The organism is Synechocystis sp. PCC 7339, from assembly GCF_019924095.1.
Taxonomy (GTDB): domain Bacteria; phylum Cyanobacteriota; class Cyanobacteriia; order Cyanobacteriales; family Microcystaceae; genus Synechocystis.
In genome coordinates this window covers 3,278,744-3,305,244 of record NZ_CP063659.1, presented here as the reverse complement: position 1 = coordinate 3,305,244, position 26,501 = coordinate 3,278,744, and the positions used below count along the sequence as shown (strand labels likewise).

Sequence of the window (26,501 nt, the reverse complement as noted above, 5' to 3'; positions counted from 1 at the left end):
TTGAGCAGATTTAAAACTGGCGCAGAAAGCGTAAGTCACTGTTATAGAGCCGACGAATATCGTCAATTTGGTGTAACACCATGGCAAACCTTTCTACCCCAAAGCCCGCCGCAAAGCCGGTGTAAATTTCTGGATCATAGCCCACTGCTTCCATTACGTTGGGGTCCACCATGCCACAGCCCATCACCTCCAACCATTTCCCTTGCCATTGCACGTCCACTTCCGCCGACGGTTCGGTAAAAGGAAAATAGCTAGCCCGGAAACGGATCGGTAAATCTTCTCCGAACATTTGTTTGATAAACGCTTGGATGGTTCCTTTCAAATGGGTGAAAGATAAACCTTTATTGATCGCCAGCAGTTCCACTTGATGGAATACCGCAGAGTGGGTCGCATCCACCGTATCCCGACGATAAACTCGACCGGGGGCGACAATGCGGATGGGGGGATCGTGCTTCTCCATATAGCGAATTTGCACCGGAGAAGTGTGAGTGCGGAGCAGGCGGCCATCTTTTAAAAAGAAGGTGTCCTGCATATCCCGGGCGGGGTGGTCAGCGGGGATATTTAATGCTTCAAAGTTGTAATAATCCGTTTCCACCTGGGGCCCCGTGGCGACGGTGTAGCCCAAGCCCACAAAAATATCCAATACCCGGTCAACGGTGCTATTGAGGGGATGGCGACGGCCCTGGGGACGGTAACTGCCCGCCATGGTCACATCTAAGGTTTCCGCCGCGAGTTGGGCCTCGATCGCCGCATTTTGTAGGTTAGTTTTGCGGGATTCCAAATCATACTGGAGCGCTTCTTTCACTTCATTGGCGATCGCCCCAAATTTAGGCCTTTCTTCCGCGGAAAGTTTGCCCATGCCCTTGAGAATCAGGGACAATTCCCCCTTTTTCCCCAAGTATTGCACCCGCAATTTATCCAACCCATCGAGGTCATCACAACCGTTAATCGCCGCCTGGGCAGATTGTTGTAGGGATTTTAAATCGGCTTCCAAAGAAATAGTCATGGAAAAATATGGGTCTCGTGATTCTGCCCTAGCAAAGGCCTTGTTAATGGAGATGGATCAAATACTGATTACCGCTGCTCAGGTTGATCAACAGGGGACAATAGTTTTCCCTTGGCCATGGTCAAGACCAACGTGGCCTAATTCCGGGAAAATTGCCCGCTACCGATTCTAACCCAACGGAGAACGGAAATTCTTGCCCATCAGGACTCAATTCTGGGCACCAAAGGAATTTGTCGTAACTTAATGCCGGGAATGGTGAACTGTTGTTTGATCTCATTCGCTTCCAGGGGAATGGCCTCAGCAAAATTGGCTTGGCTTGTGGATAATACCCCCAGCACACTCAGGGGCACCTGCAAAAATAAATTGGCCATCAAATAGGCTATCGTCCCTAGCCCAAGGCCCGCCAAACGAATCTGGGGCAAATCCGTTACCCAAGGATAGGCGATCGGGGCATAGTAGTAAACCAACCACAGTAAACCAAGGCCAATTATTCCCCCCAGCAAAGTAATCCACCGTTGTTGGCCCTGTTTAAACAAACTTAAAATCCGCAGTTGATCTTCCCTCAAACTATCGGGGCGCAGGGCAATGATCAGCAAACTGAAAATCTCAAAGGGCTTAAACCATTGCATCACCATTACCGGCAACCAGCCCACCGCAATCAAGAAAATCAGTTCCACACCATAAACAGAAAAAGGGGCTCCCAGAGCTAAGCCCAGCATCATGGTCAGGAGGGCCAACGGCACTACCACAATCCCCGCCAAATGAATCCAGAGAAATGGTTCTGCCCGAAAAGATGCGCCCATGGTTTTAATGCCTAACTGGTGGTCTGGTAGTCATACTGCACTGTGTTCAATAATACCAAATTGCTCCGACCCAGAGCATTTGAGTTAGGTTATTTTTCCAAGATTATTAGAAATACTGATTAAACCGATGCGGCCCCGGTGATCGTCCTGCAATTTTTCCAGGTCGGCTAGAACCTGGCGTCGACCAGAAACTAATTGTTGTTGAAGATTATCAAGATTGATGAATCTAACAGTTAAACTGTTAAGACTAACTTAAATATCCTTTAATTTTATTTTGAGAAGTCAAAATTTTATCGCAGCACTTTTTCACCATTCCACTACTGCTAAATTTTCTATTGCCTGAAAATGAGCATCCCCTGTCACTAAAATCATATTGTGTTGTAGTCCAAGGGCGGCAATCTAAATATCATTCTCCGGCAATGGACAACCTTTGAGCTTTAATTCGTTTTTAATTTTGCCATATTACCAGGCTGTTTCAGCGTCACAGGATAATATTGTGCCATCGGCAATTAGTTTCCTCACTCTACCCCTCTTGCGTCAGACTGGGCAAGCCGATTTGCTGGAAATCATCGAAAGCCTTTAGCAACAACGGTTTTATGTAGTGTACTTAACAAGATATTATCCCCCATGATTGTCGAGTTTTGAAAACATTGAAACGTCTCCACAGTGAGACTTTTTGTGTAGTACTGAAAAATATTCTTTCCGAGATTCAGGAAAGAGGGCTATTCAAATTGGCTTGGACTCGTCCAGATTTTCTGGCACCGTAACATAGTTCACCAATGACAATACTTGGAACAAAAATCTGACTGGATGCAACGAGCTTTTCTTTGGCTATTGTCTCATTTAAAAAAAGAGCAATAATTATATTTGTATCAAGCAAAGACTTACCATTCATCGACATCAATTTGTTCACAATCTTGTTTGATATCTTGACGCATCAACTTAAGATCCTAATCAGGAATAAAACCAGCAAAGTGTAGTAGTTTTTGTCCCGGTTTTCCTTGAATTTGTGTTTTGTTCAGCCTTTGAATGAATTCCACCACTTGCAACTGTAAATACTGGGGCATGGACCTTAATTGTTCGACAACTTCTTCTGTAATTAGGGTTTTCATAAATTTACTCTCATAGAATATTAAAATTATTCGGTTTTGCTCTGATAGGTTCAGTTAAAATTTGGATCTCAGCAATATGGTGTCGATTCTTAATTTTGATCAAAGGTTCCACTTAGTACGGAGATTGGCCAATGCCACTAACTAAGATGGCTACCAAGGTGATTGCATTAATTCATACGGCGATCGGCAAAAATCTTTAAGAATTTAAACTTAGTCTAGCTATACCGATCAACCATAATTCTAGCAACGGTTCCTCCCCAAAATGGTAGTCCCCGAAAAGCTTATCAGAGGAGCCTCGGGGACAAAAATAAATCTAGGATAAATCTGGGTTGTGATTAATTACTCTGGGGTGGGAACTGGCTTTTCCTGAGCTTCCTCCTTTTTGGCGCTTTCAAACACAGCCCGTAGCCAAGGGGGAGCCACAAAGGTAGTAACAATGACCATCACAATAATGGCGGCATCGGTTGCCGGATCCAAAGCTCCACTGGCGGCCCCTACCCCAGCAAAAACTAGACCAACTTCTCCCCGGGGAATCATACCTACCCCGATCGCCAGTTTGTTCAATTCCGACTTACCAAACAGGGTAAAACCAGTAACCACCTTACCCACGATCGCCACCACAATTAAAAAGGCGGCAATAATCAAACCCTCTCGGTTAGCAGGCACAGCGGGGTTGAGCACACTGACATCCGTCTTGGCCCCCACACAGACAAAAAATACCGGCACAAAAAAGTCCGCCAGGGGCAAAATTTGCTCTTCCAAATCTTCCCGCTTTTCTGTTTCCGCCAGGATTAACCCCGCCGCAAAGGAACCCAAAATTGCCTCTAACTGGACAATTTGGGCAATGTAGGAAAGGACGAATGCCACGCAAATGGATACCAAGAGCAACTGACCCCTGGTTTTCATGCGGTTGACTAAGCTGACATAGAAGGGACTGAGCAGGCGACCAATTAAAATTGAACCCACCACAAAACCGGTGGCACTGAGGATCAAGTAGATAATATTGCTGATTTGGATTTCCCCAGTTTTTACCAGGCTACCCACCACCGCCAGCACAATAATGCCGAGGATATCGTCCAATACCGCCGCCCCAATAATGATCTGTCCTTCATTGGAACTGAGGCGATTAATCTCCGCCAATACCTTAGCAGTGATGCCAATGCTAGTGGCCGTCAAAGCCGCCCCCGCAAAAATTGCCGGAATGGCCGCTACCCCAAAAATGACCATCAGGCCAATGGTGCCGAGACTGAAGGGAGTTACTACCCCCACCACTGCCACGATCGCCGCCTGGGGCCCCACCCGAATCAGTTCCTTGAGGTTAGACTCCAAACCAATTTCGAATAGGAGAATAATGACCCCCAACTCAGAAATGACTGAGATTACCTCACTCTGGGCACTGAAGACCGATGCGGCTGCTTCTGGGGATAAATCCGCCGACCCCATCAACAGTTGAATAACCAGGGAATCTTCGGGAGCCAGACCTCCTTCGGGAAATAACAATAGTTTCAGGGCAGAAACCCCCACCAAAACGCCCCCCACCAATTCTCCCAGCACTGGCGGCAGATTGAGTCGGAGACAAACCTCCCCGCCCAACTTACTGGCAAAATAGATCACCACCAGGCTGAGGAGTACCCCGGCCAATACCAATGGAGCTATTTCCGTCTCTGTTTCTACGGCGGTGGCAATTATCGGCCACAGGGGAGGGAGCAATGGGTTCATAAACATTTACATTGGATGTCGTCTCTAAGCAGGATAAGGCAAAAGCTCCCCCATTTTTAGTGGCGTAGGACTCTGAAAATATAATCGAAACCATTGATTTGATTCTATATTTTCACTTCAGACCAGGGGCAAAAGTCAATATAAGTTGCCATTAACTATAATTCCTTTTTTGAAACTTGTTTGAAAAGTTGAGATGTCGCAGCAAAATCTCTCCTTTAACTCTTACGAGCGAGAAGCCCCACGCCGTAGTCTTTGGTTCAGCGTAGGTAGTTCACCTCTGCAAAATGTCCCTACTTCAGGATTGGAAAGGCATTTGCCGACCCTGGATAACCATTTCCCCCTGGGGTTGACGGACAGAGCCTTCTTTTTCCTCGGTGACTATCACTTCCGAGGCGGAAAACCATTTTTCAAAAGGAATCTCTAGCAAAACTTCCCCTTGGGCATTGGGTAGAAAGGAACGACAGGGCACTTTTTGGCCATCGATCACAGCCCAAAGTTGGTAAATCTTGCCATCCGTAATCGGGGGGACATCCTTTAGCACCAGTAGGGCAGAGGCGCTTTCCGCCCCCACAATTAAACTCCCCGTTGCCTGGGATGTGGCCTGGGTAGCCCGTAGAGTCAAAAAGTTTTGGTTCGGTTCCTGGAGAAGATTGACCACCTGGCGATAGGTCGATAATTGTTGGGTTTGTTGTTGGTCCCCCTGGGAGTCAAGCACCTGTTGCAATGTCTGATTGGTTTGCTCAATGGTGGCCAACTGTTGATTTAGTCGATAATTTTGCCAGCCCAAACCGGCGATCGCCGTGGCAAGTAAACCGCCCAAAGCAATTTTTCCCCAGGGAAACTTGGGGGTGAGTTTAACTACTGATGGAGAAAACTGATTAACGGGAGATGAGGAAAGTAATAAGGGAGGGGGAACGTCGGCGGAAGATAGTCCCAAGAGCAAAAGGTTGAGGGTAGCCCGCAGTTGCTCAACTTCCTGCACTAAAGCCGGATTTTGGCTTAATAACTCTTCCACCTGGGCCTGCTCCGCCGGAGTTAAATCTTCTAGCACATAGCCCGCTAACAATTCCTGCACGGCGATCGGGTTTAGGGATTCCATCGGTTTACTCCACAAGATCCTGTAATAAATTTTTCAGCTTTAATAACCCCTGACGAGAACGACTTTTAACCGTACCGAGGGGAATGGCCAATTTTTGGGTAATTTCCGACTGACTCAGTCCTTCATAGTAAGCCAGTTCCAGCACCTGCCGTTGGTTAGGGGGTAAGGTCTCCAAAGCAGAAGCTACCCGTTGGGACACCTCAGACAAAGCAGCGTTTTCCATCGGTAAATTGGGAACATTCGTTAAATGGTTGTGTTGACAAGCTTTTAGAAGCCGCCCTCGACTCTGACCCTGGCGAATTCTGTTCAGGGCGCGGGAACGGGTGAGGGTCAGCAAAAAATTGAGTAAATTTCCCCGTTGGGGGTCATAACGAGTGGTGGTTTCTAGGCCAAGGAAAATTTCCTGGGTTAAATCCTCCGCATCCTGGGAGCGTTGCAATATCCGCAAAGCCAAACGATAAACCACTGCGCCATAGCGGTTATAGAGGATTCCTAGGGCCAAGGAATCTCCCCGTTGCGCCGCCGCCATAATTTCTCCGTCATCTTGCTCTTGCACCACAACTTGCATACTAGAAAAACCAACCCAGTCCCGTCAGCAGATAATATCCCCCCGCCAACATCAACAACCCACTACCAAGTCTTGTAACCCAGTGGGAGTGTTTTAGCAAAGTTCGGCTTTGCTTGATCAGGCCAGTAAACAAGCTAGCCAGGAAAATAACGGCGGTGTAACCCAAAGCATAGAAAACCATGGTCACCACACTTAAGCTCTGGGAACCAGTGGTGGAAGCGGCGGCCAACACGGCAAATAACACCGGACTGGCACAGGGGGAACTCACTAAAGCAAAGGTCATACCCACTCCTAGGGGCCCGGCCACGGGCAAACTAATTTGGGTCCGGGGTAAAGGTAAGTGGATTAGCCCAGCAAAACTTAATCCCATGACTAGAATAATGGCCCCGATCGCCAAATGGACGTAACCCTTGAAGTCCACAATAACGGCGGTGGCAAAGGCGGAGACCAAGCCAAATAAGCTGAGTACAATCACCGTACCCAAGACAAATAAACTAGCTTTGGCCAGAGCTTGGCGGCGGGAATTGACTTGGAGAGTGCCAATATAGCTCAGATTCACCGGCAACAAAGCCAAAATACAGGGGGAAAAACTAGCCAGCAATCCTCCCAAAAAAGCCAGGGGTAACAATACCAGGGGATTACCGGTATTTTGCTGGTCAAACCATTGCTGGTAATGATTTTCAACGGCGGCAATAAAATGATCCAACCCAGCTGTTAGGGGCCCCCATTGACGGGTGAGCACAACTAAGGACAAAGTCCCAAGGAATAAAATCAGACAAAACGCCCAGGGGGCCGTGGGGGAAAAGTAACGACGGGCACGGTTTAACATGGCGATTCCAGAATTTGGTTATCAAGGAGCAAAGCAGAGGCCGGCCAAACCACCTTTGCCCCCGGTGCGGAGGAAATATTTTTACGAGGCCCCTAAGGTTGCCAAAGCTTAAGTGGCCCCAGGTCGGAAAATGGGCAAAATTGTGCCAAAAGAAATGGGGGAATTTAGAGATGAAAGCTCCCGGCGTCAACTATTTTTTTGCCATTCTGGAGATTGCCCCATCAATTACCTTGGTGTAGTCTGCGGCATTGGCATTTTTGCGAAATTGTTGAATGACCATGCCCGTGGCGGGGTCAATGATGGCAACGGTGGCGGTTTGGGTCTTATTGGCATCAAAGAAGGTCGTGAGCCCCAACTGCTTTGCTTTAGTTTCGGCCATTTTTGTTGTGTTTTTGTCCGAGACATCCAGTACCACAAAGTTTACTTTTCCCTGGTACTGCTTCTTCAATTGGCTAAGGGTAGGGGCAATGGTCTGACAACCGGGGCACCAAGTGGCATAGATATCCACGACCACTGGCTTACCTTGGAGAGAGGGTGCTAGGGGTTTGGGGGCCTGGGTCTGCATCATTTGGGCAACGCTGACCTGGGGAGAGGAAAGGTTCACCGAAGCCGCACCGAGGACACCACCAAGGAAGGCGATCGCCAAAGTAGATGTTAAAAAAGACGGGGTAGTTTTCACAGAAAGTTCCTCAATAAAAGGTTCACTTTCTATACACGTCTGACCCAGCTTTTGGATTTATTTAATTTGACCAACTAGATTTAATTAACCGAAACGACCACTGACATAATCCCGCGTGGACTCCTGCAAAGGATTTTGGAAAATTTCCTCCGTGGGGCCATACTCCACCAAACTACCCACCTTCGCTCCCCTGTCCACCGATTCCACATTGAAAAAGGCGGTGTAGTCTGAAACTCGGGATGCCTGTTGCATATTGTGGGTCACAATCACAATGGTGAATTGCTCTTTAAGCTCGTGCATTAACCCTTCTATTTTCAGAGTTGAAATGGGGTCAAGGGCAGAACAGGGTTCATCCATCAAAATCACCTCCGGTTGTACGGCGATCGCCCGGGCAATACAGAGGCGTTGTTGCTGACCACCGGAAAGGGAAAAGCCACTGGCCTTTAATTTATCTTTCACTTCATCCCAGAGGGCCGCCCGCCGCAGGGAAGTTTCCACCAGTTCGTCCATGTCCCCTTGAAAGTTGTTGAGCTTTGCTCCCCAAGCAATGTTTTCGTAAATGGATTTGGGAAAAGGATTGGCTTTTTGGAACACCATGCCAATGGAACAACGTAAACCCACTGGGTCCACTGTGGGGGCATAAATATCCGCACCATGATAGGTAATGCGCCCTTCCACCCTGGCGATCGCCACTAGGTCATTCATGCGGTTAAAACAACGGAGCATGGTGCTCTTACCACAACCGGAGGGGCCAATGAAGGCCACCACCCGCCTTTCGGGAATGGCAATGTTACAGTTTTTAACTGCCAGGTGGGAGCCATAGTAAACGTTAACGCCTTGGGCTTCTAAGACCCCCTTGGTGGCTACGCCATCGGAAACTACCATAACGAATGTCCTCTTTAAAATTTAAAAATAATTGTTTGCTAATAACGGAGGGGTTTGAGCAAGTGCCAAAGCCACAAGCTTTCAAAATTTGACCGAGTAAAGCGCCCGACTTGCGATAGGGGCAAAATCTACCAATAAAAGGGAAACAAACAGTTTAACCAAAGCGGCCACTAACATAATCTTTGGTCTCCTGCTCTTGGGGATCGCCAAACACTTTCCCTGTGTGGTCAAATTCCACTAGGTAGCCCACTTTATTGCCCTTTTCCGTGGCTTCAGCATTGTAAAAAGCGGTATAGTCTGCCACCCTGGTAGCCTGTTGCATATTGTGGGTAACGATGATGATGGTGTAGTTTTCCTTCAGCTCATTCATCAACTCTTCCACTTTCAGGGTAGAAATGGGGTCTAGCGCTGAGCAGGGTTCATCCATTAACAACACTTCCGGTTGCATGGCGATCGCCCGGGCAATGCAGAGTCGTTGCTGTTGTCCACCGGAAAGGGAAAACCCACTGGCCTTTAATTTATCCTTTACCTCATCCCAGAGGGCCGCCCGCCGGAGGGAGTCTTCCGCCAATTCTTCTAAATTGCCTTTGTAGCCGTTCACCCTAGCGCCATAAACCACGTTGTCAAAAATAGTTTTGGGAAAGGGGTTGGGCTTTTGGAACACCATGCCAATGTTCTTGCGCACCGCTGTCACGTCAATGTCCGGTGCATAGAGGTCTTGGCTGTGGTAGCAAACTTTGCCCTCTAATCGGAAACTTTCAATCAGGTCATTGAGACGATTAAAGCAACGCAGAATGGTACTTTTACCGCAACCGGAGGGGCCAATGAAAGCAGTAATTTTATTCTTGGGAATGGTCATAGAAACATTCCGCACAGCCCGGTGGCTACCGTAATAAACGTCGAGATTCTGAGCAGTAAAGACGGGGACAGTTTCAGTTAGTAATTGTGCCGGGGATTCATTCATGGTGGATTCCTAATTTAATCAGTATCTAATAAGCCTTCTTTCGAGTAAAGAACCGTGCCGTGATGTTGGTGATCAGCACCAAAAATACCAACAATAACGAAGCCGCCCAGGCTAGCTCCTGTTGGGATTTGTAGGGCACCGAAGCAAAGTTATAAACCAACACAGCTAGGGTGGCGATGGGTTCTTTTAGTCCCCGGGGCCAAAAATTTGAATATAGGGCAGTAAAAATTAACGGAGCCGTTTCTCCAGCGGCCCTGGCGATCGCCAACGTTACCCCGGTAATGATCGAGGAGAGGGCCGCCGGCAACACCACAAACAAAACTGTCTGGTAGCGATAAGCTCCTACTCCTAGGGCCGCCCAGCGAATCTCCTGGGGCACAATTTGTAGGGCTTCGTCCGTGGTGCGGATAATGGTGGGCAACATCAACACCGCCAAGGCAACCCCACCGGCAATGGCAGAAAAACCAAATAAACCGGAGGAAACCAGAGCGCCGTAGGCAAATACCCCCGCAATGATGGAAGGAATACCGCTCAACAGGTTGGTGGCAAAACGCACAGCCCTCGCGATTTGGTTATCACCACTGAATTCGGAAAGATAAACCGCACTCAACACCCCAATGGGCACAGAAATTGCCGTGGCGATCGCCACCACTATGAAAGTCCCGATGATGGCATTGCCCACCCCACCACCGCCTAAACCAGGGGCTGGCGGCAGTTTCAAAAAGAGGTTTAAGTTGATGCTACGGAAACCCTGAATGGCAACAAAAATCAGCACCGCGAACAGGGGAATGACCGTGGCCAACAAACAGGCCCCCGATATGGCAGTCATGGAGTAACCAAAGAGGGTTCTCAGGTCGGATTTTTTCTTTTTGAGATTAACAGCGGTCATGGGTTTGGTAGGCCAGGGCCTAGAAGAATAAGCAAAACGTAATGCTAAGGGAAAATAATTTTAGTTAAAATCAACTTAATTTGAAACAAAACTAATACTTGGCCTTAACTTTGTTAACAATTAGCTCGGCCAAAATATTGACAATAAAAGTCAGAATAATAAGCACAAAACCCGCATACATCAATGCGGAAACCTGCATTCCCGAAGCCTCGGCAAATTGGTTGGCCAACAGGGAAGCAATGGTATTGGCTGGGTTCAACAACGACCAACTAAGGCGATTGGAGTTACCAATGATCATGGTCACCGCCATGGTTTCCCCCATGGCCCGCCCCAGGGCCAACATAATGCCCCCCACAATGCCGGAGAACGCGGCGGGAATTAGCACCCGAAAAATAGTTTCCCACCGGGTAGCTCCTAATCCCAAGGAAGCCTGTCGTAATTCCGGCGGTAACGAAGCCAAAGAATCCCTGGCGATCGCCGTGATAATGGGCAAAATCATAATGGCTAAAACAATACTGGCCGGTAACATACCGGGGCCAGCAGGTTTAGTGCTAAACAGAGGAATCCAACCAAAATATTCGTTCAACCACATTCCCACCGGCTTAATCAGGGGAATAATGATAAAAATGCCCCACAACCCATAGACTACACTGGGAATGGCCGCTAGCAACTCCACCATGAATGTCAGAACGGTGCGGATTTTAGCGGGAATAAAGTCCTCACTCAAAAACAACGCTGTCCCTATGCCTAGGGGAATGGCCAGCAGTAAAGCTAAGCCGGAGTTGACCAATGTGCCCACCATAATGGCAAGGATTCCATACTGGCTGGTCACCGGGTTCCAAGTATTATTGGTGACAAAGCCCAGCCCGAAAGCCTTAATGGCTGGCACCGATTGGGAAAAAATTAACGCGGCGATCGCCACCAAAATGAGACCAATACTAACAGCAAAGGCTAAAGTGAGATACTTAAAAGCCTTCTCCAAATTCTTTTCGAGATTGGAGCGGGAAGCCAGAGGCTCAGTCCGGGAATAGGGCGCGGTGGTCATGGGGAAATGGGGAGATAGGAAAGGCAAATGGGAAGGAAGATCAGCCTCAACAATGGCGATCGCCTCCCCGCCCAGTATTTGAGATTAAATTACTTGAGGGTAATGGTGTAATCGGGAGAAAGCTTGTCAGCGGCGGCGGCCACTTTTTCTCGTACATTTTGCGGCAGGGGCACATAGCCCAAAGCAGGGGCCATGGTTTGTCCTTCATTCAAGCCAAACTCCACCATTGCCTCTATGCCCTTGGCCTTTTCTGCATCGGCGTACTGGGGATAAATCAACATCCAGCTATAGGTAACAATGGGATAGGATTCAGCCCCAGCCGGGTTGGTGATGAATTCCCGCAGGTTTTCTGGCAGTTCCACTGCGGCCAATGTAGCCGAAGCGTTTGCATCGGTCGGGACAATGAACTGTCCATCCTTGTTCTGCAAACTAGCCATGGTGAGGTTATTGTTGGTGGCATAGCCGTACTCAACGTAACCAATGGCCCCTTCATTCTGTTGAATGCCAGCGGTCACCCCTTCATTGCCTTTACCACCGATGAATTTACCTTTACTTGTGGGCCACTCTACGGTTTTACCTTCGCCAATGGTCTCCTTGAATTCGGGACTCATAGCGGCCAAGTTCATGGTGAAAACGGCCGTGGTACCGCTACCATCGGAACGATGCACCACCGTGATCGGGCGATCGGGCAAGGTTAGATCGGGGTTATCAGCCACCAGTTTGGGGTCATTCCAGGTGGTGATGTTGCCTAGCATAATGCCAGCCAAATTTTCCTGGGATAGTTTCAAGCCCTCGACGCCAGGCAAGTTATAGGCCATAACCACACTCCCAGCGGTCATGGGTAACATAATGACTTCACCATTCACTTGGGCAATCTCTTCATCGTTCATGGCCACGTCACTGGCACCAAAATCCACGGTCTTACTCATGAATTGCTCAACCCCAGCCCCACTACCCACGGACTGATAGTTAACTTCTAAGTTAGGCACAGCTTGATTGAGGGCAACAAACCAGCCTTGGTAAAGGGGAGCAGGAAAACTAGCACCGGCACCGGTCAAGGAAACTTTATTGGCAAAGGCATCTGCGGCAGTAGAATCGCCACCACCGGTTTGGGCTGTGTCGCCACCACCACCGCCACCACAGGCCGCCAGACCAACGGTTAGTGCCAGGACAGAAGCTGTGGGCACTAAATGCTTGGACAACTTTTTAATCTGCTTGAAAGTAGTCATTGATGTGTTCTCGACGCGGATTTGTATAATCTGGCTAAACAGTTGCTCATGATACAGTCATTAAGCCAGACCATGGTAAAGGCAAGGTTAAGGCCTATGGGAATTCGGATTTTCTTGTTTGGAATCCCTAATACTTGCCCCTTGATAGTCTTGCTAGTTGCCTATCATTCAAAGGAGGCTTGTTTCTTTAACAACTCGCCAATGGTCAGGTCCAGGTCACTCTTGCCGTCGAAGACTGTGCCCACTTCCCCTTTGTTAAAACTAATTTTTCCTAAATCGTAGGCTTCCTGGGGTAGGGGAATGTAACCGACCTTGGTGGCAGTGGTTGGGACATTGGCTAGATAGAAATCGACAAATTCCCGTAGGGCTGGATTTTCTTGGGCTTTAGTCGCATTGACATAAATAAATAAAGGACGGGATAGGGGTTGATACTCAGATTTTTCCACCGTTTCCCGGGAGGGTAGCACTGGCCCTTTACCGTCATCCACCCCAATGGCTTTCAAGTCAGCGATACGAGCTTCGTAGTAGGCAAAACCAAAATAGCCTAGGGAATAAAGGTCTTGGACAACTCCCTGCACCAAAATTTCATCGTCTTCACTTTTTAAGCTATCTAAACGACTCGCTCCAGCTTGACCAACGATCGCCTCGGTAAAGTAATCAAAGGTGCCAGAATTTTCCCCGGGGGAATACAGGTTAATGGGTTGGTCAGGAAATTCAGGCCGGACTTGGTTCCAGCGGGTCAAGGTTTTTTCGGCGGCCGGCTCCCAAATGCGCTTTAGTTCTTCGACGGTCAAACTTTTAAGCCAATCATTTTTCGGATTACCAACCACAGTGATGGCATCGAAAGCAATGGGCAACTCCACATACCTCACTTGGTTTTCGTTGCATAATTTCATTTCTTCTTTATTAATGGGGCGAGACGCATCGGCAATATCGGTTTTGCCCTCGCAAAATGCCCGAAACCCCCCGGTAGTACCGGAAAATTTTACATCAATCTCAGCGACCTCTTTCCCTGCGGAATAGTCTTTTACGATCGCCTCGGTAATGGGATAAACCGTACTCGAACCATCAATGGCGATCGGTTGGTTGGTCTGGGATGGTGTACAAGCAGAAATTCCCAACAAGAGCAAAGCCATAGGGACAATGCCCCGGCTCAATCGACGTAAATCAAACATTTTTACTTCTCCGCCCCCAGGGTGGTCGATTTTGATTAACCGTTGAAGGGAGCTTTCGGGCATCCATCAACATTTTTGTATATTAAGGTCGCCCAGTGTGGTTAAAGGTTAAGCCCCAGTAAAGGTTTGGTTAAAGCTCAAGCTGTTCAGTTTTGACCCTAGGGTCTGTCCAGGGGACTTTTTGCCCTGATTAACCTAGACTTGAGAAAAAAGCTAATTTCTGTGACTATGGCGACCTTTTCCTCCCTTGAAATTTTCAATCCTCATGCCACGGCCATGGCCTTAAGGGCGGATTTTCATTGGCATGTCCAGGGGGAGAAGGGCCATCTGGCTTTGACTTTAACTCCCCAACCTAACGGCCAATGGTTATCACTATTGGGGGGAAAACTACGTTTTTGGCTCCGGGGCATTGGTTTATCCGTCCAAGCTGAAGGGGCAACCACCAACCATGGGCAAAATTTTTTCAATGTGGGGGAGACAATTTTTACCTCAGAGAGCGTTGCTCCCCAAGCCGTAAATGTTGAACTCGCCCTGACTGGACAATGGGCTCGACTCCAAGCAGAAGTTAAAGCAGAAGCTCGCCAGGTGGCGATCGCCGAAACCCAGGGTCTTTGGCCGCCGGATGTGAGTCCGAACCAGTTGGCCATTGCTGATCGTCTGTTGGCTAAGTTTGTGGCAGAAAATTACCTAACTCCGGCCCTTTGTTGGGGCCAATGGCTCTTGACCAAATCAGACGATGCTGATGATCCCCAAATTATTTGGCAACCTCTGTACAATGTCGAAAATAATCGCATCGTAACCGAAGCAAACACCGTTAACCTTGGCGATCGCCTTCAATCGGTAATCAATTCCCCCCATTTAGATTGCCTGGCCCTGGCAAAATTAGTTGGCTTAGACTCACAACGGGACTTGGCCGGAGGCAAATTCGTGGGCGCTAACCTCAACGGCATCGACCTTAGTAACAGCTTACTGATGGATGGTAATTTCCGGGGAGCTATTCTTACAGATAGCGACTTGAGCAATGCCGATCTCCGCCGCACTAACTTTCGGGGTGCAGACCTGAGTGGAGCCTACCTTGAAGGAGCAAACCTTCATCAAGCGGATTTCCGCAAAAGCAGTTTAGCCGTGGCAACTTTAATCGGCACAGACCTAAGGGGCGCAAATTTGCGGGGAGCCACTCTCCAAAACGTCAATTTCAGCGGGGCAAGGGTGGAAAACCTGTACTTTGGCGATAATCCAGGGCTCCCCCCTAGTCGGCAAGCCTGGTTGTTGGAAAATGGGGCTCAGTTGGCTTCCGAATCGGTGCAGGAAATGTTACGCTGATAGCTGGTGTGATTTCTTTCCTTAAAGGAAGGAAACAAACCAAAAGTTGTCCTGGACACGTAGCTCAGTGGATAGAGCATCAGGTTCCGGTCCTGAGGGTCGGGGGTTCGAATCCCTCCGTGTTCGTCTAGCTCCATTGTTTTTTCACTCTTCCTGTCCCCAAGCAGTGTGATAGAATGGGGATTGCTCAATTTTAGACTAAAGAAATAAAGTTAAACCCCGATGGCAAAAAAATCCATGATCGAGCGGGATAAGCGTCGTAGCCGCTTGGTAGCAAAGTATGCTGCTAAACGGGAAGCGCTCAAAGAAGAATTCCGTCAAGCTGAAACCCTAGAAGACAAATTAGCTGTCCACCAAAAATTGCAGGATTTACCCCGCAATAGCGCCCCCAACCGTCGTCGCAACCGTTGCCAAGTCACAGGCCGTCCCCGTTCCTACTACCGGGATTTTGGTCTCTGCCGCAATGTGCTGCGGGAATGGGCCCACCAAGGCCTTCTGCCCGGTGTGACCAAATCTAGCTGGTAGTTACCTGTTACCTATACCTAGCTTTAGCCAGCGGAATTGTTTGAGCTATTCCCCATTGTTGTGACCTGTGGGGATTTAGCCTGGCCCATTTAACTGCAGTAACTAGAATTGCTACTTTAAATTTTAATTAGCCTTTAATTTCCCCCCAGCCTCAACTTTGTGGGGATTTTTTATCCTTGTCGTCAACTTGTATGCACTGGCAAGGCTCCGCAAGCGAGGCTAACCTCCTCAAAAATTTGCTAAGAAAAACTTCAACGGCGATCGCCTTTGGGAGTCAATCGATCACCATTTTGCTGGGGATCGAGATGAAAGAAACCGGACGAATTACCAATAAAGTTTTTCGCCCAGTTAATTTTTCCTTTGCTCAAACTGTAATGACATGGGCGTGGGAATAGGCCCAATGCCCGACCTACAGATCGTTTAATCGACGCCTTAGATTGTCCAATTCCTGGTCAATCACCGCATCATCTTGGCCAGTATTATTGGCCGGCACCGAAGAATCAACCGGGGATGCTTCAAGTTGGGGCGTAGCGGCGGAAGTTCCAGGTAATGCACCACCGGACATGGACGCTTTGAGAGCGGCCAACTCATCTTCTACCCCGCTGCTAGCTTCCAACTGGGCAAACTGGTTTTCGATGCCAAAGCCGGCCAACTCCCCCGCGGCTTGGGAAGTGGCTTCCATATCCAACACTTTGTTTTCCATCCGTTCAAAGGCACCGGTGGCACTGCTGGTACCTATGCCTCCCAGAGTTTGCTGTAGTTCAGCATTAGCCTTGGCCGCCTTAGCCCTGGCTTGTAGCATATTTTTCTTGGTTTTAGCTTCGGAAATTTTTGCTTCTAGGGCCGCCAGATTGCGCCGCAAGTTTTCCGACATGGCCTTTTGCTGGGCCAACTGAGTTTGGTATGCCGCCGCCGTATCCGTCAGACTTTTCTTGCGGGCCAGAGCTTCCCTGGCCAAATTCTCTTCCCCATTGGTGAGGGCTAATTTTGCCCGTTCTTCCCATTTTTTTGCTTCCTGGGTGTCCTGGTGAAGACGTTGCTCTGTTCGTTTTTCCTCGGCGATCGTGCGAGCAACGGCCTGGCGGAGTTGCACCAGGTCTTCTTGCATATCGATTACGGCCTGTTCCAGCACTTTTTCTGGATCTTCAGCTTTACTGACGAGGTCGTTGAGGTTAGCCCGGACGACGCGGCCTAGACGGTCAAATAATCCCATGTCTTACTTATCCTCTCAAAATCGCTGGGGGTTAACGAATGGGGGTCTGTACAGAAGTCCGCTTTAGGGGGACTAAGAAGTTTGCCCTATGTTGATCCAGTTTAAACCAAGCCCGCAGACACTAGACAGCCTTGGAGTTGGTTTTACTAGCTTTCGCTATGGTGCCCTACCCTACAATGGAAACACAGGTAGTTCAATCGATGTTTGATTATGGAGGCATAGCGTTATGGCCAATCTATTCAAAATTTTGCGCTCCCTTACTATTCCGGTCGTGATTGCTGGCCTGGCTTTTATCAGCATCGGTGATATGTTTTTGCCAGATCCTTGGGCTAGCTACAGCAAAAACACCAGGGAACAAATTAATCAAAAATTATTAGGGGCGACCCCTAAACCAAAAATTAGAAAGCCCAGTGAAATGAGGGAAAAACAACTTGAGCAGTTAAAGTAGTTGGGCTTGGGCTTAATCAGTATCCCCAGTCTGCTGACAAGATTTTGCTCTAGCCCCCAAATTTTTCCGTCATTATTTTTCTACACGCAACCTATTTTTCCATGGCGATCGCCAAATTACCCTGTCAAATTCTACCGAATCTGTATCGTTTTGCGCCTAATCGGGACACGCTGGGAGGCACCGCCTATTTATTAACCACCGGGGAGGGCAATGTGCTAATTGATTGTCCGGCTTGGCATGGAGAAATTGAGGAGTGGTTGAAGCAACGAGGCCAGGTACGCTGGCTATGTCTTACTCATCGGGATGGCCATGGTCCCAAAGTAAAAACAATTCAGGAAAAGTTGGGTTGTCAGGTGGTGGTGCAGGAACAGGAAGCCTACCTATTGCCAGGGGTAAAAATTTGTCGATTTCGGGAGCAATTGGCGATCGCCCCATCCTTCACTGCCATCTGGACTCCCGGTTATTCCCCTGGTGCCAGTTGTTATTACTGGGGAGAGAACGACGGCATTCTTTTCACTGGCCGCCATTTACTACCAAATGGTGAAGGCCATTTAAGGGCAATACGACAGACAAAAACGTTCCATTGGCCCCGCCAGCAAGCCAGTGTAGAAAAAATTTATCGCTATCTGGATGACAACAATCTGCCCCTGAAAGCGGTTTGCCCAGGGGGGAATGTGGGTTATTTGCGGGGGGAACAATGGTGCGTAAACCCAAGGAACGCAGTGGAATCAATGCTCAGTGAATTTCAGGCAAAGATATGACCGGGTCTAGAACCATTTAGGTACCCAATCAAACTGGGGAAATAGCGTTGGTCCCGATCCCCTCTCCTCCCAAAAAACTGAGTAAGCATTGGGGTTAAACGGTTTGGGGTTGTTGCTGGGGTTGGAACTGGAACAGGGAATAAACCACGTTACGGCGGATATCGATCATCATTTCCAGGAACATTTCATAACCCTCCTGTTTATATTCAATCAGGGGATCTTTTTGTCCATAACCCCGCAAACCAATGGACTCCCGCAGGGCTTCCATGGACTGGAGATGTTCCCGCCAGAGATTATCAATCTGTTGCAGGATGAAATACCGTTCCGCTTCCCGCATTAAACCGGGGCGCACTTTGTCCACCTGGTTCTCCTTGAGATCATAGGCCTTGCGGACTTCTTCATGGAAAAAGGTTTTCATTTCCCATACGGTCATATCTCCCAAGTCTTCCACCGTTAAGTCTTCGAGCAGATAGACAAATTGCTTAGCCTTATCGAGCATATTTTCCACGTCCCATTCCTCCGGTGGTAATTCCGGATTAACGTAGGCATCGACGATTTCATCCATGGTTTTTTCGGCGTAGACCAATACCTGTTCCTTCAGATCTAGTCCCTCCAATACCCGCCGCCGCTCTGCATAAATGGCCTTCCTCTGGTTATTCATTACTTCATCATACTCAAACACCTGCTTACGGATGTCGTAGTAATAGGTTTCCACCTTCTTCTGGGCTCCCTCCAGGGATCCGGTGAGCATTTTCGATTCAATGGGCATGTCCTCTTCCACCCGGAACATGTTCATCAGTCCCGCTACTCGATCGCCACCGAAGATTCGTAATAGGTTATCTTCCAGGCTGAGGAAAAAGCGAGTGGAACCGGGATCCCCCTGACGACCAGCCCGCCCCCGCAGTTGGTTATCTACTCGACGGGACTCGTGGCGTTCTGTACCAATAACGTGCAATCCCCCCAACTCAATCACTTCTTTATGTTCCGCCGAAGTCAGCACTTCGTACTCCCGGCGAATTTGGTTATAGACTTCCCGCAATTTGAGAATGACAGTATCATCGGTGGGGCCCTTCTCCGAGGCGATCGCCAATTTATCTTCCGCCTCTAATTCGGTCAGACTTTGCAGACCGTACTGGTCCACCGCAAACTTTACTGCTTTTTTGAGCAGATCCTCCGTTTCTTGGCTGATGGTAGTGGGATAAATATCCGGCGACACCTGCCAAGTTTTGACCTTTTTCTTGCCATTTTGATTACCAAAGCCCTGGGGTTTTTCTCGACCGCTCACCCAACCTGTTACTCCGGCCCCCAACTCATCATCTTCCGGGCGGACAATTTTTGGCATCAAATATTCCCGCACCTTGAGGCGGGCCATGTAATCCGCATTACCCCCCAGGATAATGTCCGTACCCCGACCAGCCATGTTGGTGGCAATGGTAACGGCTCCTTTTCGTCCTGCTTGGGCGACAATTTCCGACTCCCGTTCCACATTTTCTGGCCGGGCATTGAGCAAATTATGGTGAATGCCGCTAGCTTGCAACAGCCGGGAAATAACCTCGGATTTTTCCACACTAGTAGTACCTACCAGGATGGGGCGACCTTGTTGGTGCAGTTCTTCACACTCCAGGGCTACTGCTTTCCACTTCGCCTCCTCGTTTTTATAGACCACATCGGGCCAATCCTGACGGCTGGAAGGACGGTTGGTGGGGGTAATGGTCACCTGGAGGTTATAAACCTTTTCCAATTCCGTTTCTTCCGTTTTTGCTGTCCCCGTCATGCCGGAAAGTTTGGGATAAAGCAAAAAGAAATTTTGATAGGTAATGGTAGCCAACGTCTGGCTTTCTTTTTGGATTTCCACCCGTTCTTTAGCTTCGATCGCCTGGTGTAGGCCATCACTCCAGCGGCGACCCACCATAATCCGGCCGGTAAACTCATCGACAATCACCACTTCCCCGTTACGGACAATGTAGTTCACATCCTTGAGGAATAATTCCTTCGCTTTGATAGCGTTGAAAATATAGTGGGCCCAGGGATCGTTTTTATCAAATAGGTCGTTGGTTTTTAATAATTGTTCTGCCTTTTCAAAACCTTCGTCATTCATCAAGACATTACGTTGTTTTTCGTCCACTTCGTAATGTTCTTCCGGAAGTAACTGGGCGGCAATTTCCGAGGCTTGAAGATATTTCTCCGTCGGCCGTTCCACTTGGCCAGAAATAATCAAGGGAGTACGGGCTTCATCAATTAAAATCGAGTCGACCTCGTCAATAATGCAAAAGTTAAAGGGGCGTTGTACCACCTCAATCATGGACGTGGACATATTGTCCCGCAGGTAATCAAACCCCAATTCACTGTTGGTGGTGTAGGTAATATCACAACCGTAATTTTTTTTCCTTTCCTCTGGGGTCATACCGGATTGTACCAAACCCACCGTTAGGCCCAAAAAGCGATGGATTTGTCCCATCCATTCCGCGTCCCGTCGGGCCAGGTAGTCATTCACTGTCACCACATGAACCCCTTTCCCCGTTAAACCATTCAAATAGGAGGGCAAAGTGGCCACCAGGGTTTTCCCTTCCCCGGTTTTCATTTCCGCAATTTGCCCTTTGTGGAGAATGATCCCCCCCAACAGTTGCACGTCAAAGTGACGCATACCGAGTACCCGTTTCCCCGCTTCCCTAACAACGGCAAAGGCCTCCGGCAAAATTTCATCTAAAATTTCTTCTGTTTCCGCATCGCTGCGGGCCTTGTCCAATGCCTCCCGAAACTCGACGGTCTTATGCTTCAATTCGTCATCAGACAGGTTTTCGATGTCCTCTTCGTAGAGGTTGACCTCCGCCACGTAGGGCTGAAACTTTTTCAGTTTACGCGTATTAGGATCACCGAAGAGAGCTTTTAACATGGGACTTGGGGTAGGGAACCGGAGGGAAGTCGAGGGGAAAATTTTGACGGCCAGGCGATCGCCGTTTTGTCAATGTTGACCAAGGACGGAGACGATGGTTCGAGAACCCATTGTAACATTCTGTATCGGTGTTATCAGAAAGGGGAAAATGGGATATTTGCTCTAGTCCCACCAAAGGAAAACTGCCTGGTCTTGGCGGAGGGAATTTTCCAATATGGTCAGACCAAAATCTGGATCGTTCCAATCCACCCCTGTCAATAGCAGTTGGGTTTCTGGGGGAAGCTCCCGACCAGAAGCGATCATCATCGGCAGGGCATCATCGAAACAGCCAAATCCCTGGTCAATAACATCAGGACAAAATTCATAAATTTCCCCAGCTAGGGCTTTCAAATCCGTTGGTAAGTTCTGAAAGCGGACTATGAGACTATCAAAAGCCACTTCACTGATTTCAATACCATATTGCCCATCCCATTGTTGAAGCTTAGCAATCAAGTCTTCGGTGGTGATGTCGTAGTTAATGCCGTTGGTTTGTTGCTCAACAATTGCCGTTGGATCGAACATAGGATAAACGAATTTTTTGACTACGCCTAAACTTTTCTACCAAGGTAGCAGGGGATTGGGGGGGGTTAACCCTAGGTGTTCGTAGGCGGCGGCAGTGGCAATGCGGCCTCGGCTGGTGCGGGCCAGGTAACCAATTTGGAGCAGGTAGGGTTCGTACACTTCCTCGATGGTTTTAGCATCTTCCCCCGTGGCGGCGGCGATCGCCTCTAGACCGGTGGGGCCGCCCTGGAATTGTTCAATTAAAGTTTGCAAAACTAAGCGGTCGGTCCAATCCAAACCCCGTTTATCTACTTGGTATAAATCCAACGCTTCCGAAGCTAGGACTGGGGTAATTTCCGGCTGTTGCTTTACCTGGGCGTAATCCCGCACCCTTTTCAGTAAACGGTTGGCAATGCGGGGAGTACCCCTAGCTCGCATGGCGATCGCCTGGGCCCCGGTCGGAGAAATGGGCACAGCTAATAAACCGGCGGTGCGGAGAATAATTTGTTGCAATTCATCTAGCTCGTAAAATCTTAGTCTTTGAATTAGGCCAAATCGATCTCGCAACGGGGAAGTAAGGGAACCGACTTTGGTGGTGGCTCCCACCAGGGTAAACCGGGCCAAATTTAAACTACGGACTTTGGCACTTTGCCCTTTGCCCATGGTGATATCCAAGCGAAAATCTTCCATGGCGGGGTAGAGTAGTTCCTCCGTTAAGCGATTTAAACGGTGAATTTCGTCGATAAATAAAATATCTCCCGGTTGCAATGCTAACAATATCCCTGTGATGTCCCGGGGTCGTTCTAATGCTGGAGCCGCAGTGATTTTGCACCGTACCTGCATTTCCTCCGCCAAAATTAGAGCTAATGTGGTTTTGCCCAACCCTGGTGGGCCGTATAGCAGGAGATGGTCGATCGCCTCTTGTCGGCCCTGGGCCGCTTGGATGGCAATGCGTAACACTTCCTTAAGATCCCGTTGGCCGACGTAATCGTCTAGGGTTTGGGGCCGTAGGGATGCCTCTGGGGGTTCAAAGCTAGGGTTAGCATTTCGTTCCTGGGCCGTGACTTCCGGGGAAAGCAGATCAGATTTAATATTGGAGGAAGAATTTTGGTTGCCGGAACGTTTGATGGCCATGGCGCAGGGGAATGCTCAGCTCTGGTCAGTACTCCCCCATCCTACATTGGCGATCGCCGTCGGGTTGCCAAGGCCATGGGGAAAAAGCCCCCCAGCTTTCGATAATCCGCTAACCTGAAATTAGGTACTTCCCCCACCGATTTACCCATGGCGTTTAAGCATTCAGGGGTTGATTTTTTAAGGTTATGCAAACAACCAGTGACGTTCTCATTATCGGCGGTGGCATCATCGGTTTGGCGATCGCCGTTGAACTGAAATTAAAACAGAGACAGTTACAGGTCACGGTGCTGAGTCGAGACTTTGCCCAGGCGGCGAGCCACGCGGCGGCGGGGATGTTGGCCCCCCACGCAGAACAAATTGCCCCAGGCCCGATGCTGGAACTTTGTTTAGCGTCCCGCTGGCGTTATGGAGAGTGGGTAGAAAAACTGGAACAATTGACGGGGATGGAAACGGGTTATAACCCCTGTGGCATACTCTCCCCTGTATTCGAAGCGCCCCATGGCAAGGTTCCTAGTATCAGCAGTAGTCCTTGGTTAGACGAGGAAACCATCCGCCACTACCAACCGGGGTTAGGGGAAGATGTGATCGGTGGTTGGTGGCATCCCGATGACGGTCAGGTAGATAATCGCAAACTAATCAGCGTCCTACGGCAAGCGGCCCAATCCCTTGGGGTTCGCATCCAGGAAGGAGTCACCGTCCAGGCGATCGCCCAGCGCCATGGCCAGGTAACGACACTATTGACAGATCAGGGGTCTTTTCAGGCAGATACCTATGTTTTAGCAAACGGCTCCTGGGCCAAGGAATTACTGCCCCTGCCGGTATTCCCGGTCAAAGGTCAAATGATGGCCCTGCGGATGCCAGCGGCGACTCACCAACCCTATCCTTTGCCAAGGGTACTTTTTGGACCCCAAACCTATCTGGTGCCCCGGCAGGATGGTCGCTTAATTGTGGGGGCCACCTCCGAGCGGGTGGACTGGGAGCCCCATAATACGCCCCAGGGTATTCAGACCCTATTAAGCCGAGCTATCAGACTTTTCCCGGCCCTAGCCGATTGGGCCATTGAGGATTTTTGGTGGGGATTTCGTCCCGGCACCCCCGATGAATTACCTTTCTTGGGCTATGGCCCCTGTGATAATCTCATTTTGGCGATCGGGCATTACCGTAATGGCATTTTACTAGCTCCCATCACCGGCGGTCTGATCAGCGATTTAATTCTAGACCGGAACATTCCCCCCCTCATCAAAGCTTTTAGCCCCCAACGTTTTTTAACTCCCAATCCCTCTGTACTGCCCTGCCGCCCTATGACTGCCGTGTTCCCCTCCGTTGCTAACCCTTCCCTGCCCCATGCTTCCGAAAATTTGGCAGACAGTGAAGACCTGTTAGAAATTGCCGGCCGCAAATTTCACTCCCGTCTCATGACTGGCACTGGTAAATATCCTTCTTTGACCACCATGCAGGACAGCGTTGCTAGCAGTGGTTGCCAAATTGTGACGGTAGCGGTGCGCCGTGTACAAACCAATGCCCCAGGCCACGAAGGACTAGCGGAAGCCATTGACTGGTCCACTATCTGGATGTTACCCAACACCGCCGGTTGCCAGACTACGGAGGAAGCTATTCGGGTCGCCCGGTTGGGGCGAGAAATGGCCAAACTGTTGGGGCAGGAAGACAATAATTTCATTAAACTGGAAGTCATTCCCGACACTCAATATCTATTACCAGACCCCATTGGTACCCTAGAAGCGGCGGAACAGTTGGTCAAAGAAGGTTTTGCCGTATTGCCCTATATTAACGCTGACCCCTTGTTAGCAAAACGTCTGGAGGAAGTGGGCTGTGCCACTGTGATGCCCCTCGGTTCCCCCATTGGTTCGGGACAGGGTATCCGCAACACGGCCAACATTGCCATCATCATTGAAAATGCCAAAGTTCCCGTGGTGGTAGATGCCGGCATTGGCACCCCCAGCGAAGCGGCCCAAGCCATGGAAATGGGTGCCGATGCGGTATTGATCAACAGTGCGATCGCCATGGCGGCCAATCCGGTAGCGATGGCCCAGGCCATGGGGATGGCCACCCAAGCGGGCAGGCTAGCCTATCTGTCGGGCAGAATGCCGATTAAAAATCAAGCCAATGCCAGTTCTCCCCTTACAAACCTAGTGGTTTGAGTGGAATGATGATTTTGAGGAACCGATGGTTTAGGGGTTTTTAAATGGACTTACCTAAGCTTCGGCGGCGATCGGGGATCAAGAAAGGGCAAACTTGCAGAAATTTGTCCTCAGCATTGGGTAACAACCACTAGGCAGGGAAGTTTCCCTGATCAACCATTTGGTTTGTTTTGGGTTGGCCAAAAATATGTCGGTCGGCAACCATGGCCAACTATTTCCATTGCCAATGGGTGGGCCCCAGGTTTTGCGCTACCGTGGAAAACAGTGACAATGCTAAAACTTTTTGCAAATTTCCAACTTTTCCATGACCGTTCCTGCCCCCCACCAGAAAGCCAAAGGTCTCAAACCCGGTAGTCCCCGTCCCGCCAAGGAACTCTGTAGTGATTGCGGTCTTTGCGACACCTACTATATCCACTACGTCAAAGAAGCTTGTGCCTTCATTAATCAACAATTTGACCATCTGGAGGAGCAGACCCACGGCCGCCATCGGGATTTAAATAAGGAAGATGAGGTTTACTTCGGGGTGCATGAAAAAATGATCACGGCCCGCAAACAGGAGCCCATCCCCGGAGCCCAGTGGACTGGCATTGTCAGCACCATTGGCTGTGAGATGTTGAACAAAGGCTTGGTGGAAGGGGTGGTCTGTGTGCAAAATACCCCGGAGGATCGTTTTCAGCCCCAGGTGGTGATTGCCAAAACCCCGGCGGAAGTGCTGGCGGCGAAAGTCAATAAACCGACCCTGTCCCCTAATTTGTCCGTGTTGGAGGAGGTGGAAAAGTCGGGCTTGAAACGTTTGCTGGTCATTGGTGTGGGTTGCCAGATCCAAGCTCTGCGGGCGGTGGAAAAACAACTGGGCTTAGAAAAACTCTATGTGCTGGGCACTCCCTGTGTGGATAACGTGTCCCGGGCGGGATTACAGAAATTCTTGGAAACCACCAGCAAATCCCCCGATACGGTGGTGTATTACGAATTTATGCAGGATTTCCGGGTGCATTTCAAACATGAAGATGGCTCGACGGAATTAGTGCCGTTCTTTGGTTTAAAAACTAATCAATTAAAGGAAGTTTTTGCCCCTTCCTGCATGAGTTGTTTCGATTACGTCAATGGCTTAGCGGATCTTGTGGTCGGTTATATGGGTGCTCCCTTTGGCTGGCAATGGTTGGTGGTACGCAATCAAACAGGGCAGGAAATACTAGACCTGGTGCAAGACCAGTTACACATTGGCCAGGTGGACTCCAGCGGCGATCGCCATCAGGCAGTGCAACAGGGCATTACAGCCTACGATAAAGCCGTAACATTACCCATGTGGGTGGCGAAAATGATGGGTTTGGTAATTGATAAAATTGGCCCGACGGGGTTAGAGTATGCCCGCTTTTCCATTGATTCCCACTTCACCCGCAACTATCTTTACGTTAAGCGGAACCATCCGGAAAAGTTGGCTAACCATGTGCCCCCCTTCGCCCAAAAAATTGTTGAGCAGTATAAACTTCCCCAGCAATAAAT

General features: G+C 49.3%; 25 protein-coding genes, 1 tRNA gene and 1 pseudogene. 8 read left to right on the top strand and 19 right to left on the bottom strand.

All coding sequences use genetic code 11. From position 1 onward, the window contains the following. Positions 1 to 10 precede the first annotated feature (10 nt). The 15 genes from pheS to IQE94_RS15520 all read right to left on the bottom strand — a co-directional run bounded on the left by pheS (position 11) and on the right by IQE94_RS15520 (position 14,002). Positions 11 to 1,006 (bottom strand): phenylalanine--tRNA ligase subunit alpha, encoded by a 996-nt coding sequence (gene pheS / locus IQE94_RS15590; RefSeq protein WP_212720329.1) that lies wholly within the window; start codon positions 1,004 to 1,006, stop codon positions 11 to 13. A gap of 200 nt (positions 1,007 to 1,206) precedes the next feature. Beyond that, entirely contained in the window at positions 1,207 to 1,809 is a 603-nt protein-coding gene (locus IQE94_RS15585) for a low-complexity tail membrane protein (RefSeq protein WP_212720331.1), read from the bottom strand. Positions 1,810 to 2,518: 709 nt separating this feature from the next. Then, positions 2,519 to 2,704 carry a PIN domain-containing protein gene (locus IQE94_RS18915; protein ID WP_212720333.1) on the bottom strand — a complete coding sequence of 62 codons (186 nt, stop codon included), beginning with the start codon at positions 2,702 to 2,704 and terminating at the stop codon, positions 2,519 to 2,521. A 55-nt stretch (positions 2,705 to 2,759) separates the two neighbouring features. Further along, the gene (locus tag IQE94_RS15575) at positions 2,760 to 2,921 is read right to left on the bottom strand and encodes a hypothetical protein (protein ID WP_223342271.1); all 162 of its coding nucleotides are present in this window, start codon (positions 2,919 to 2,921) and stop codon (positions 2,760 to 2,762) included. Between the two features lie 339 nt (positions 2,922 to 3,260). Next, positions 3,261 to 4,646, bottom strand: coding sequence for a cation:proton antiporter (locus IQE94_RS15570; protein WP_212720335.1), 1,386 nt, complete (start codon positions 4,644 to 4,646; stop codon positions 3,261 to 3,263). A gap of 289 nt (positions 4,647 to 4,935) precedes the next feature. After that, on the bottom strand, positions 4,936 to 5,739 hold the full coding sequence (locus IQE94_RS15565) for an anti-sigma factor (RefSeq protein ID WP_223342270.1): 804 nt from the start codon (positions 5,737 to 5,739) through the stop codon (positions 4,936 to 4,938). A gap of 4 nt (positions 5,740 to 5,743) precedes the next feature. After that, on the bottom strand, positions 5,744 to 6,307 hold the full coding sequence (locus IQE94_RS15560; RefSeq protein ID WP_212720339.1) for a sigma-70 family RNA polymerase sigma factor: 564 nt from the start codon (positions 6,305 to 6,307) through the stop codon (positions 5,744 to 5,746). Position 6,308: 1 nt separating this feature from the next. Further along, entirely contained in the window at positions 6,309 to 7,136 is an 828-nt protein-coding gene (locus IQE94_RS15555; protein ID WP_212720341.1) for a cytochrome c biogenesis protein CcdA, read from the bottom strand. Positions 7,137 to 7,326: 190 nt separating this feature from the next. Further along, entirely contained in the window at positions 7,327 to 7,815 is a 489-nt protein-coding gene (locus IQE94_RS15550; RefSeq protein ID WP_212720343.1) for a thioredoxin domain-containing protein, read from the bottom strand. A gap of 84 nt (positions 7,816 to 7,899) precedes the next feature. Further along, positions 7,900 to 8,700, bottom strand: a complete 801-nt coding sequence (gene pstB / locus IQE94_RS15545) for a phosphate ABC transporter ATP-binding protein PstB (RefSeq protein ID WP_212720345.1) — start codon at positions 8,698 to 8,700, stop codon at positions 7,900 to 7,902. Positions 8,701 to 8,854: 154 nt separating this feature from the next. Beyond that, the gene (pstB, locus tag IQE94_RS15540) at positions 8,855 to 9,664 is read right to left on the bottom strand and encodes a phosphate ABC transporter ATP-binding protein PstB (RefSeq protein ID WP_212720347.1); all 810 of its coding nucleotides are present in this window, start codon (positions 9,662 to 9,664) and stop codon (positions 8,855 to 8,857) included. Positions 9,665 to 9,689: 25 nt separating this feature from the next. After that, complete coding sequence (pstA, locus tag IQE94_RS15535; protein WP_212720349.1) at positions 9,690 to 10,553, bottom strand: phosphate ABC transporter permease PstA; 864 nt, start codon at positions 10,551 to 10,553, stop codon at positions 9,690 to 9,692. Between the two features lie 91 nt (positions 10,554 to 10,644). Next, positions 10,645 to 11,598 carry a phosphate ABC transporter permease subunit PstC gene (gene pstC, locus IQE94_RS15530; protein ID WP_212720351.1) on the bottom strand — a complete coding sequence of 318 codons (954 nt, stop codon included), beginning with the start codon at positions 11,596 to 11,598 and terminating at the stop codon, positions 10,645 to 10,647. Positions 11,599 to 11,687: 89 nt separating this feature from the next. Then, positions 11,688 to 12,827, bottom strand: coding sequence for a phosphate ABC transporter substrate-binding protein PstS (pstS, locus tag IQE94_RS15525; RefSeq protein ID WP_212720359.1), 1,140 nt, complete (start codon positions 12,825 to 12,827; stop codon positions 11,688 to 11,690). A gap of 164 nt (positions 12,828 to 12,991) precedes the next feature. Then, positions 12,992 to 14,002: a PstS family phosphate ABC transporter substrate-binding protein gene (locus IQE94_RS15520; protein WP_212721991.1), complete on the bottom strand. Its 1,011-nt coding sequence runs from the start codon at positions 14,000 to 14,002 to the stop codon at positions 12,992 to 12,994. 228 nt (positions 14,003 to 14,230) lie between these two features. Here IQE94_RS15520 and IQE94_RS15515 point away from each other — a divergent pair, with 228 nt between their 5' ends. The 3 genes from IQE94_RS15515 (at position 14,231) to rpsN (ending at position 15,850) form a co-directional block, all read left to right on the top strand. Further along, the gene (locus IQE94_RS15515) at positions 14,231 to 15,325 is read left to right on the top strand and encodes a pentapeptide repeat-containing protein (protein WP_223342269.1); all 1,095 of its coding nucleotides are present in this window, start codon (positions 14,231 to 14,233) and stop codon (positions 15,323 to 15,325) included. Positions 15,326 to 15,378: 53 nt separating this feature from the next. Then, positions 15,379 to 15,451 (top strand) — tRNA-Arg (locus tag IQE94_RS15510). Between the two features lie 96 nt (positions 15,452 to 15,547). After that, positions 15,548 to 15,850 (top strand): 30S ribosomal protein S14, encoded by a 303-nt coding sequence (rpsN, locus tag IQE94_RS15505; protein ID WP_010873571.1) that lies wholly within the window; start codon positions 15,548 to 15,550, stop codon positions 15,848 to 15,850. Between the two features lie 409 nt (positions 15,851 to 16,259). Here the strand turns inward: rpsN and IQE94_RS15500 are convergent, their stop codons facing one another. Then, positions 16,260 to 17,063 (bottom strand): PspA/IM30 family protein, encoded by an 804-nt coding sequence (locus tag IQE94_RS15500; RefSeq protein ID WP_212720363.1) that lies wholly within the window; start codon positions 17,061 to 17,063, stop codon positions 16,260 to 16,262. Positions 17,064 to 17,289: 226 nt separating this feature from the next. Here IQE94_RS15500 and IQE94_RS15495 point away from each other — a divergent pair, with 226 nt between their 5' ends. Together IQE94_RS15495 and IQE94_RS15490 are read left to right on the top strand one after the other, a co-directional pair. Further along, positions 17,290 to 17,511 carry a hypothetical protein gene (locus IQE94_RS15495; protein ID WP_212720365.1) on the top strand — a complete coding sequence of 74 codons (222 nt, stop codon included), beginning with the start codon at positions 17,290 to 17,292 and terminating at the stop codon, positions 17,509 to 17,511. 101 nt (positions 17,512 to 17,612) lie between these two features. Then, positions 17,613 to 18,272, top strand: coding sequence for an MBL fold metallo-hydrolase (locus IQE94_RS15490; RefSeq protein ID WP_223342268.1), 660 nt, complete (start codon positions 17,613 to 17,615; stop codon positions 18,270 to 18,272). 94 nt (positions 18,273 to 18,366) lie between these two features. Here IQE94_RS15490 and secA read toward each other — a convergent pair whose 3' ends face one another. The 3 genes from secA to ruvB form a co-directional block, all read right to left on the bottom strand. Then, a complete protein-coding gene (gene secA, locus IQE94_RS15485) occupies positions 18,367 to 21,165 on the bottom strand; it encodes a preprotein translocase subunit SecA (RefSeq protein WP_223342267.1) in 2,799 nt (932 codons plus the stop codon). Between the two features lie 162 nt (positions 21,166 to 21,327). Continuing rightward, positions 21,328 to 21,726, bottom strand: coding sequence for a DUF4253 domain-containing protein (locus tag IQE94_RS15480; RefSeq protein ID WP_212720371.1), 399 nt, complete (start codon positions 21,724 to 21,726; stop codon positions 21,328 to 21,330). A gap of 36 nt (positions 21,727 to 21,762) precedes the next feature. Further along, positions 21,763 to 22,839, bottom strand: coding sequence for a Holliday junction branch migration DNA helicase RuvB (ruvB, locus tag IQE94_RS15475; RefSeq protein ID WP_212720373.1), 1,077 nt, complete (start codon positions 22,837 to 22,839; stop codon positions 21,763 to 21,765). 185 nt (positions 22,840 to 23,024) lie between these two features. Between ruvB and thiO the strand changes: the two are divergent. From thiO to IQE94_RS15460, 3 genes and pseudogenes are all read left to right on the top strand, one after another. Further along, positions 23,025 to 24,050, top strand: a pseudogene (gene thiO / locus IQE94_RS15470) (glycine oxidase ThiO); the annotation flags it as partial. A 90-nt stretch (positions 24,051 to 24,140) separates the two neighbouring features. Beyond that, positions 24,141 to 24,998 (top strand): thiazole synthase, encoded by an 858-nt coding sequence (locus IQE94_RS15465; RefSeq protein ID WP_223343234.1) that lies wholly within the window; start codon positions 24,141 to 24,143, stop codon positions 24,996 to 24,998. 304 nt (positions 24,999 to 25,302) lie between these two features. After that, entirely contained in the window at positions 25,303 to 26,499 is a 1,197-nt protein-coding gene (locus tag IQE94_RS15460; protein ID WP_223342266.1) for a Coenzyme F420 hydrogenase/dehydrogenase, beta subunit C-terminal domain, read from the top strand. The last annotated feature ends 2 nt before the right edge of the window (positions 26,500 to 26,501 follow it).

What these genes read in the sequence shown, in the direction of transcription:
- pheS (WP_212720329.1), bottom strand. Translation starts at nt 1,006, where the DNA reads ATGACTATTTCTTTGGAAGCCGATTTAAAATCCCTACAACAATCTGCC.
- IQE94_RS15585 (WP_212720331.1), bottom strand. Translation starts at nt 1,809, where the DNA reads ATGGGCGCATCTTTTCGGGCAGAACCATTTCTCTGGATTCATTTGGCG.
- IQE94_RS18915 (WP_212720333.1), bottom strand. Translation starts at nt 2,704, where the DNA reads ATGAATGGTAAGTCTTTGCTTGATACAAATATAATTATTGCTCTTTTT.
- IQE94_RS15575 (WP_223342271.1), bottom strand. Translation starts at nt 2,921, where the DNA reads ATGAAAACCCTAATTACAGAAGAAGTTGTCGAACAATTAAGGTCCATG.
- IQE94_RS15570 (WP_212720335.1), bottom strand. Translation starts at nt 4,646, where the DNA reads ATGTTTATGAACCCATTGCTCCCTCCCCTGTGGCCGATAATTGCCACC.
- IQE94_RS15565 (WP_223342270.1), bottom strand. Translation starts at nt 5,739, where the DNA reads ATGGAATCCCTAAACCCGATCGCCGTGCAGGAATTGTTAGCGGGCTAT.
- IQE94_RS15560 (WP_212720339.1), bottom strand. Translation starts at nt 6,307, where the DNA reads ATGCAAGTTGTGGTGCAAGAGCAAGATGACGGAGAAATTATGGCGGCG.
- IQE94_RS15555 (WP_212720341.1), bottom strand. Translation starts at nt 7,136, where the DNA reads ATGTTAAACCGTGCCCGTCGTTACTTTTCCCCCACGGCCCCCTGGGCG.
- pstB (WP_212720345.1), bottom strand. Translation starts at nt 8,700, where the DNA reads ATGGTAGTTTCCGATGGCGTAGCCACCAAGGGGGTCTTAGAAGCCCAA.
- pstB (WP_212720347.1), bottom strand. Translation starts at nt 9,664, where the DNA reads ATGAATGAATCCCCGGCACAATTACTAACTGAAACTGTCCCCGTCTTT.
- pstA (WP_212720349.1), bottom strand. Translation starts at nt 10,553, where the DNA reads ATGACCGCTGTTAATCTCAAAAAGAAAAAATCCGACCTGAGAACCCTC.
- pstC (WP_212720351.1), bottom strand. Translation starts at nt 11,598, where the DNA reads ATGACCACCGCGCCCTATTCCCGGACTGAGCCTCTGGCTTCCCGCTCC.
- pstS (WP_212720359.1), bottom strand. Translation starts at nt 12,827, where the DNA reads ATGACTACTTTCAAGCAGATTAAAAAGTTGTCCAAGCATTTAGTGCCC.
- IQE94_RS15520 (WP_212721991.1), bottom strand. Translation starts at nt 14,002, where the DNA reads ATGTTTGATTTACGTCGATTGAGCCGGGGCATTGTCCCTATGGCTTTG.
- IQE94_RS15515 (WP_223342269.1), top strand. Translation starts at nt 14,231, where the DNA reads ATGGCGACCTTTTCCTCCCTTGAAATTTTCAATCCTCATGCCACGGCC.
- rpsN (WP_010873571.1), top strand. Translation starts at nt 15,548, where the DNA reads ATGGCAAAAAAATCCATGATCGAGCGGGATAAGCGTCGTAGCCGCTTG.
- IQE94_RS15500 (WP_212720363.1), bottom strand. Translation starts at nt 17,063, where the DNA reads ATGGGATTATTTGACCGTCTAGGCCGCGTCGTCCGGGCTAACCTCAAC.
- IQE94_RS15495 (WP_212720365.1), top strand. Translation starts at nt 17,290, where the DNA reads ATGGCCAATCTATTCAAAATTTTGCGCTCCCTTACTATTCCGGTCGTG.
- IQE94_RS15490 (WP_223342268.1), top strand. Translation starts at nt 17,613, where the DNA reads ATGGCGATCGCCAAATTACCCTGTCAAATTCTACCGAATCTGTATCGT.
- secA (WP_223342267.1), bottom strand. Translation starts at nt 21,165, where the DNA reads ATGTTAAAAGCTCTCTTCGGTGATCCTAATACGCGTAAACTGAAAAAG.
- IQE94_RS15480 (WP_212720371.1), bottom strand. Translation starts at nt 21,726, where the DNA reads ATGTTCGATCCAACGGCAATTGTTGAGCAACAAACCAACGGCATTAAC.
- ruvB (WP_212720373.1), bottom strand. Translation starts at nt 22,839, where the DNA reads ATGGCCATCAAACGTTCCGGCAACCAAAATTCTTCCTCCAATATTAAA.
- IQE94_RS15465 (WP_223343234.1), top strand. Translation starts at nt 24,141, where the DNA reads ATGACTGCCGTGTTCCCCTCCGTTGCTAACCCTTCCCTGCCCCATGCT.
- IQE94_RS15460 (WP_223342266.1), top strand. Translation starts at nt 25,303, where the DNA reads ATGACCGTTCCTGCCCCCCACCAGAAAGCCAAAGGTCTCAAACCCGGT.